This window comes from uncultured Thiodictyon sp. (genome assembly GCF_903946935.1).
GTDB lineage: Bacteria > Pseudomonadota > Gammaproteobacteria > Chromatiales > Chromatiaceae > Thiodictyon.
The window spans coordinates 26,876-33,013 of sequence record NZ_CAJAXH010000115.1 but is presented as its reverse complement, the minus strand read 5'-3'; the positions used below and the strand labels follow the sequence as shown (position 1 = coordinate 33,013).

At 62.7% G+C, this 6,138-nt stretch carries 5 protein-coding genes; all 5 read left to right on the top strand.

What is annotated here, in order from left to right; genetic code table 11:
• Positions 1 to 474: 474 nt before the first annotated feature.
• The 5 genes from QZX93_RS10135 (at position 475) to pstA (ending at position 5,869) form a co-directional block, all read left to right on the top strand.
• Positions 475 to 810 (top strand): hypothetical protein, encoded by a 336-nt coding sequence (locus tag QZX93_RS10135; protein WP_295389375.1) that lies wholly within the window; start codon positions 475 to 477, stop codon positions 808 to 810.
• A gap of 142 nt (positions 811 to 952) precedes the next feature.
• A complete protein-coding gene (locus tag QZX93_RS10130; RefSeq protein ID WP_295389373.1) occupies positions 953 to 1,309 on the top strand; it encodes an addiction module antidote protein in 357 nt (118 codons plus the stop codon).
• A 432-nt stretch (positions 1,310 to 1,741) separates the two neighbouring features.
• Positions 1,742 to 2,782, top strand: a complete 1,041-nt coding sequence (locus QZX93_RS10125) for a PstS family phosphate ABC transporter substrate-binding protein (RefSeq protein WP_295389371.1) — start codon at positions 1,742 to 1,744, stop codon at positions 2,780 to 2,782.
• Between the two features lie 198 nt (positions 2,783 to 2,980).
• Positions 2,981 to 4,372 (top strand): phosphate ABC transporter permease subunit PstC, encoded by a 1,392-nt coding sequence (pstC, locus tag QZX93_RS10120; protein WP_295389369.1) that lies wholly within the window; start codon positions 2,981 to 2,983, stop codon positions 4,370 to 4,372.
• Positions 4,373 to 4,564: 192 nt separating this feature from the next.
• The gene (gene pstA / locus QZX93_RS10115) at positions 4,565 to 5,869 is read left to right on the top strand and encodes a phosphate ABC transporter permease PstA (protein ID WP_295389367.1); all 1,305 of its coding nucleotides are present in this window, start codon (positions 4,565 to 4,567) and stop codon (positions 5,867 to 5,869) included.
• Positions 5,870 to 6,138 lie beyond the last annotated feature (269 nt).

The following is a 6,138-nucleotide window of genomic DNA, read 5'->3' as shown; positions in this document are numbered from 1 at the left end:
GCAGGACCTTCGAACATGGTGCTTCACCCTCGGTTTGTTTGCACTTCCAAGGGTACACAATTTCGCGGGTCCTGCCGCTCTCCTGCGGTGATTCACCAAGCCCTACGCTAGGTCTTGGCCGGATTTATGATCAAGGCCTCCTCTACCGACTATCCTGCTAACGGCCAAGGCGCCCACACCACCCCGACAGATGAAAATGGCGGGCGCCTTGGCCGTTCTCCCACCTCGCCCTCCCCCAAAACGGGAGGGAGAATTGGACCCCAAGCGGGACGGGGCATTCGCCCCGTCCCGACCGTTTCGACCCCACCGCGGGGTCACGGGCTCGGCAAGCGCAGGACAAATTGTTCGGGACAGGATTTCAAACCCCGCACCGCGCTGAGGTATTTCCCCGATTGCCCGCCGGAAACCGCGGTTGGCCCCCGGTTTCTCTGCGGGGTATGCTTCGCCAGACAAACCGGTACGAGAGCCCGAGCCATGCACGCGCACCAGAAGACCAGCCCCAGTCTCTACGAACTGCTCGAGGCCCTGCCGGAAGGACTGACCGGGGAAATCCTCAACGGCCAGCTCTACACCCAGCCGCGCCCGAGCGGCCCGCATGTACTCGCCGCGTCTGAATTGGGCTATGAACTGCTCGGACCGTTCGAGCGCGGACGCGGGGGTCCCGGCGGCTGGTGGATCGTTCAGGAACCCGCCTTGGAAGGCGACGCCTGGCGGGAGATCGGACGCTTCGCCGGCGCTGCACCGGTGTCGGCCGCGCCTTTTGAGGCGGTGACGATCAGACTGGATGACCTGTGGGCACCGACCGAGTAGAGGTCGGGCTTACACTCGCAGATCCTTTTGCGGTGAACGCCAGTAGCCTTTAAGCTACACTTTGCCCATGATTGAGCTCCTCCGGTATCAGCGCGAAGACGGCCGTGAACCTTTCACGGAATGGTTGGAAACGGAGACAAACATGAGTCGATTGAAAGGCGTGGTCTCGCACCACGAGCGCGAGGTCGCCGAACTTCGCGCCGACCGGGAACTGGCTGTCGCGTATCTGAAAGCCGCAATGGAATCGCTCGACGCTCCCGACGAACGAGCCGCGGGGCTCCTTGCGCTGCGCACCGTAGCCGAAGCCCATGGCGGCATGGGGGCGGTGGCGGCCGACGCCGGCATCAGCAGGGAGTCGTTGTACCGTTCCCTGTCACCCAAAGGCAACCCGACACTGCGGACCTTGCTGGCCGTGCTGAAAACAGTGGCCGTCATACCCAGGGCGTTCCCTGGGCTGGTATGTCGCGCCCCTTCGGGGCTTGAACAGGCACAAGACTAGTCGGAACCAGGTACTAGGGCCGAACACGGCTGCCGCCGCGGCCGCCATCCACACCTACCATCCGGGCCAGGGTTGGGAGCCTACGGTGGATTGAAGGTCAGGGACGGTGTACGCCGCAGCCGGAGACCGTCGCAGACATCCACGATGTGCAGGGCCGGGTTGGTGGCGCGCCGGCGCCGCAGCCAGACGCCCCCGCCAGGGCCAGAACGTCGACCAAAATTGGTTCTGAAACAGCGTCGAAGGGGACACTACCCCAGTTTCTTGCCCCGGTCAGCCGCGCCGGACGACGGCGAACCGTCATGCCCCTGTCACGCGGCTGTCATCTTGGCGACCTAGACTCGTCATCATTCCGACTCCCGCGCTTAACCCATCGGTAAGACAACCCGCCTAGCATGGCGGCGATCAGTCTGTCACCCTGAACGAGCAACACCCATGAACAAGACATCCATCGGCGCCGTCCTGGCCCTCAGCGCGGCCGCACTCTCCGGCCAGGCCTTCGCACGCGACACCATCAACATCGTCGGCTCATCGACCGTGTTTCCGTTCTCCACCGCGGTGGCGGAGACCTTCGGCCGCGGCAGTTTCAAGACGCCCAAGGTCGAGTCCACCGGCACCGGCGGCGGCATCAAGCTCTTCTGCGCCGGGTCCGGGGTCGACACGCCGGACATCGCCAACGCCTCCCGCGCCATGAAGGCCTCCGAGTTCGACGCCTGCGGCGCCAACGGGGTCACGGGGATCACCGAGGTCAAGATCGGCTTCGACGGCATCGTGCTCGCCCAGTCCAAGGCCGGCAAGGGGTTTGATCTCAGCCTCAAGGACATCTTCCTGGCCCTGGCCAAGGATGTGCCCAACGACAAGGGCGAGTTGGTGCCCAACCCCAACAAGACCTGGAAGGACGTGAATCCGTCCCTGCCGGACACCAAGATCGAGGTACTCGGGCCCCCGCCCACCTCCGGTACCCGCGACGCCTTCGCCGAACTGGCGATGGAGGGCGGTTGCAATACCTTCCCAGCGATCAAGGACCTCAAGAAGACCGATGAGAAAAAGCACAAGGCCGTGTGCCAGGCCGTGCGTGAAGACGGTGCCTATATCGAGGCCGGTGAGAACGACAACCTGATCGTGCAGAAACTGGTCGCCAACCCCAAGGCCATCGGCGTCTTCGGCTACAGCTACCTGGAGCAGAACACGGACAAGATACAGGGGGCCAAGGTCAACGGCGTCACCCCGACCTATGACACCATCTCCAATGCCTCCTATCCGATCTCCCGCCCACTGTTTTTCTATGTGAAGAACTCGCATGTCGGCAACATCCCCGGGATCAAGGAATACGTGGCCGAATTCACCAATAACAAGGCCTGGGGGCCGGACGGTTACCTGGCCGACAAGGGCTTGATCCCGCTGCCCGATGCGGACCGCAAGGCCGCTGCCGCCAGTGCGAAGGCCATGACCCCGATGCCCAAGCCGGCGCACTAAATCAGGAAGATTGTCCGCAAATGAACGCAAATAGTAAATTCGCTTAGTGGTCTGAAGAATGTCGTCCGTAAAGTGAGCCGCCGCGCCCCTTTCGGGGTGTGGACCTCACTGCATCAAGACCATTCTCTTTATTTCCGTTCATTCGCGTTCCTTTGCGGACCTTCCCTCTTTCTTGTCTATGATAAATCGCCGAGCCCGATGCACACCTGGACCTTAATGCTTGTCCTGCTTGCCGTGATGGCCCTGGCCTATCACGGCGGACGCAAACGCGCCATCACGAGCGCGGGCGGCGCCGGGCAGATCAGCACCCTGCACTCGCTGCCCGGCTATTATGGGTTTTACGCCGCACTCTGGGCCGGTATCCCGGCCCTGTTGTTGCTCGGGCTCTGGCTCGGTATCCAAGACGCGGTCGTGACCGGCCTGGTCAAGTCCGCACTCCCCGCGCAGACACTGTCCGGGCTATCCGATGGCGCCCTGGGACTGCTGCTCAATGATGTAAAGAATCTCGCCTCCGGCAGCATCGTCGGGGGCACGGTGACACCGGAGATCCAGGCGGCGGCGGACCACTTTGCCCAACTCCAGCGGCTGGCCAACTGGGCCATGTGGCTGTTGGTCTTGGCCGCCGCAAGCGGGGGCATGGTCCTGGCCTGGGGCCAGACCAAACCAAGAATGCGCGCCCGTAACCGGGTCGAGTCCATCGTCATGGGGACGATGTTCCTGTGTTCCCTGATTGCGGTACTGACCACGCTCGGCATCATTCTGTCGGTGCTCTTCGAGTCGCTCCAATTCTTCCAGAAGATCCACCCGGCTGACTTTTTCCTCGGCACCCTGTGGAGCCCCCAGACCGCCATGCGTACCGATCAGGTGGCCGCGGCGGGCGCCTTCGGGGCCGTCCCCTTGTTCACCGGCACGCTACTGATCTCATTCATCGCCATGGCGGTGGCAGTACCCATCGGACTGATGGCGGCGATCTATCTCTCCGAGTACGCCCCGCGCCAGGTCCGCTCGGTGGCCAAGCCGCTGCTGGAGATACTGGCCGGCATCCCGACCGTGGTCTATGGCTTCTTCGCCGCGCTTACGCTGGCCCCGGTCATCCGCGCAATCGGCGAGTCGCTGGGTCTGGAGGTCGCCTCCGAGAGCGCGCTGGCGGCGGGCCTGGTGATGGGCGTCATGATCATCCCCTTCGTCTCCTCACTCTCAGACGATGTGATCAACGCGGTACCCCAGGCCATGCGCGACGGCTCCTATGCCTTGGGCGCCACCCAATCGGAGACGATCCGCCGGGTCGTCATCCCGGCCGCCCTGCCCGGCATCGTCGGCGGTATCCTCTTGGCGGTATCACGGGCCATCGGCGAGACCATGATCGTGGTCATGGCCGCCGGGCTGTCGGCCAATCTGACCGCCAACCCACTCGCCAGCGTCACCACCGTCACGGTCCAGATCGTCACCCTATTGACCGGCGACCAGGAATTTGACAGCGCCAAGACCCTGGCCGCCTTCGCCCTGGGCCTGACACTCTTCCTGGTCACCCTGGTACTCAATGTCATCGCGCTGCACATCGTGCGCAAGTATCGTGAGCAGTATGAGTGACCTGAGCTGCGGAATTTTCTCACGCCAAGGCGCCAAGGCGCCAAGGAAAAAAAAGGCGTCTAGGCGGTATCAAAGCCCCCGCGTCGGATATGGCGCAATGCGGATCCTGCAACGAATACCCTTGGCGTCTTGGCGCCTTGGTATGAGCATTTCCCTTCTTACTCTGCGCCAGTTCGCAGGTTGATTTGATTTATGCAAGACCAAACACAGCCGACTACCCCGCGGCGCACTATCGATATCGTCAACGCGAGTCTCAAGAAGCGCTATGCGCGGGAGCGGCGTTTTCGCTTCATGGGCGCGGCCGCCGTCACCTTGGGACTCCTGTTCGTCGCCACCCTGTTCGCGGACATCGCCCTCAAGGGTTATACCGCCTTCGAACAGACCTATATCCAGGTGCCGGTGGATTTCGACCCCGCGATTATCGACCCGGAGGGCACCCGCGACCCCCGGACCCTGGCCGACGCGGACTACCTGGCCGTGCTCAAGGCGTCCCTGCGCAAGCTGTTCCCGGATCTGACTGAGCGCAGCCAACTGCGCGAGGTCTACGCCCTGGTGAGCGCCGGGGCACCGCAACAACTCCAATCCATGGTACTGAGCCACCCGAACGTGATCGGCACCGCCACGGATGTCTGGCTGATCGCGGGCGGCGATGTCGACATGCTGGTCAAGGGCAATCTCGATCGGAGACTGCCAGAGGCCGACCGCGGCATCACGGACAGTTCAATTGCACTGATCGATCGCTTGGCGGAGCAAGGGCGTGTCGAGAAGCGCTTCAACACCGGATTCTTCACCAACGGCACCTCGCGCGAGCCGGAACTGGCGGGCATCGCCGGGGCCCTAGCCGGGACCTTCTATACCCTGGTGCTGACCCTGATCCTGTCCTTCCCGCTCGGTGTGGGCGCCGCAGTCTATCTGCAAGAGTTCGCCCCCAAGAACCGCTGGACCGATTTGATCGAGGTCAATATCAATAACCTCGCGGCGGTGCCGAGCATCGTATTCGGGCTTCTGGGGCTCGCGGTCTTCATCAACTTCTTTGGCGTACCGCGCTCCACCCCCCTGGTCGGCGCCCTGGTGCTCGGACTGATGACACTCCCGGTCATCATTATCGCCAGCCGGGCGGCGCTCCAATCGGTCCCGCCGTCCATCCGCGAGGCCGCACTGGGGGTCGGCGCCTCGCCCTTACAGACCCAATTTCATCATGTGCTGCCGCTGGCCATGCCCGGCATCATGACCGGGGCCATCATCGGTATGGCCCGCGCCCTGGGTGAGTCAGCGCCGCTGCTGATGATCGGCATGATCGCCTTCATCGTGGATGTGCCCAAGGGATTCACCGACGCTGCGACCGTGCTGCCGGTGCAAATCTATCTATGGGCGGACAGCCCGGAGCGCGGTTTCGTGGAGCGCACCTCCGCCGCCATCCTGGTGCTGCTCGGCTTCCTGGTCCTGATGAACCTGGCCGCGGTCCTCTTGCGGCGGCGTTTCGAGCGGCGCTGGTAAGAGTAAGTGTCCGCAAATGAATGCTAATGAACGCAAATAAGACAATGCGACCTGGAGCAGGCAGTCATTACGCCGAACTTGAGTCCATGTGCTCCGGTCCAGACGGCGACCTTAGCGCGTTCGCGAAACGGCCGCACATCAGAAACAACAACAAATGCACACCATTGATTCGTATTATTTGCGTTCATTGGCGTTCATTTGCGGACAAAACGTCTTTTGCTGGTAACGCTCGGATGGTTTGCAGTCACTGCACCGTCGAGGGTTTACGA

What these genes read in the sequence shown, in the direction of transcription:
- QZX93_RS10130 (WP_295389373.1), top strand. Translation starts at nt 953, where the DNA reads ATGAGTCGATTGAAAGGCGTGGTCTCGCACCACGAGCGCGAGGTCGCC.
- pstC (WP_295389369.1), top strand. Translation starts at nt 2,981, where the DNA reads ATGCACACCTGGACCTTAATGCTTGTCCTGCTTGCCGTGATGGCCCTG.
- pstA (WP_295389367.1), top strand. Translation starts at nt 4,565, where the DNA reads ATGCAAGACCAAACACAGCCGACTACCCCGCGGCGCACTATCGATATC.
- QZX93_RS10135 (WP_295389375.1), top strand. Translation starts at nt 475, where the DNA reads ATGCACGCGCACCAGAAGACCAGCCCCAGTCTCTACGAACTGCTCGAG.
- QZX93_RS10125 (WP_295389371.1), top strand. Translation starts at nt 1,742, where the DNA reads ATGAACAAGACATCCATCGGCGCCGTCCTGGCCCTCAGCGCGGCCGCA.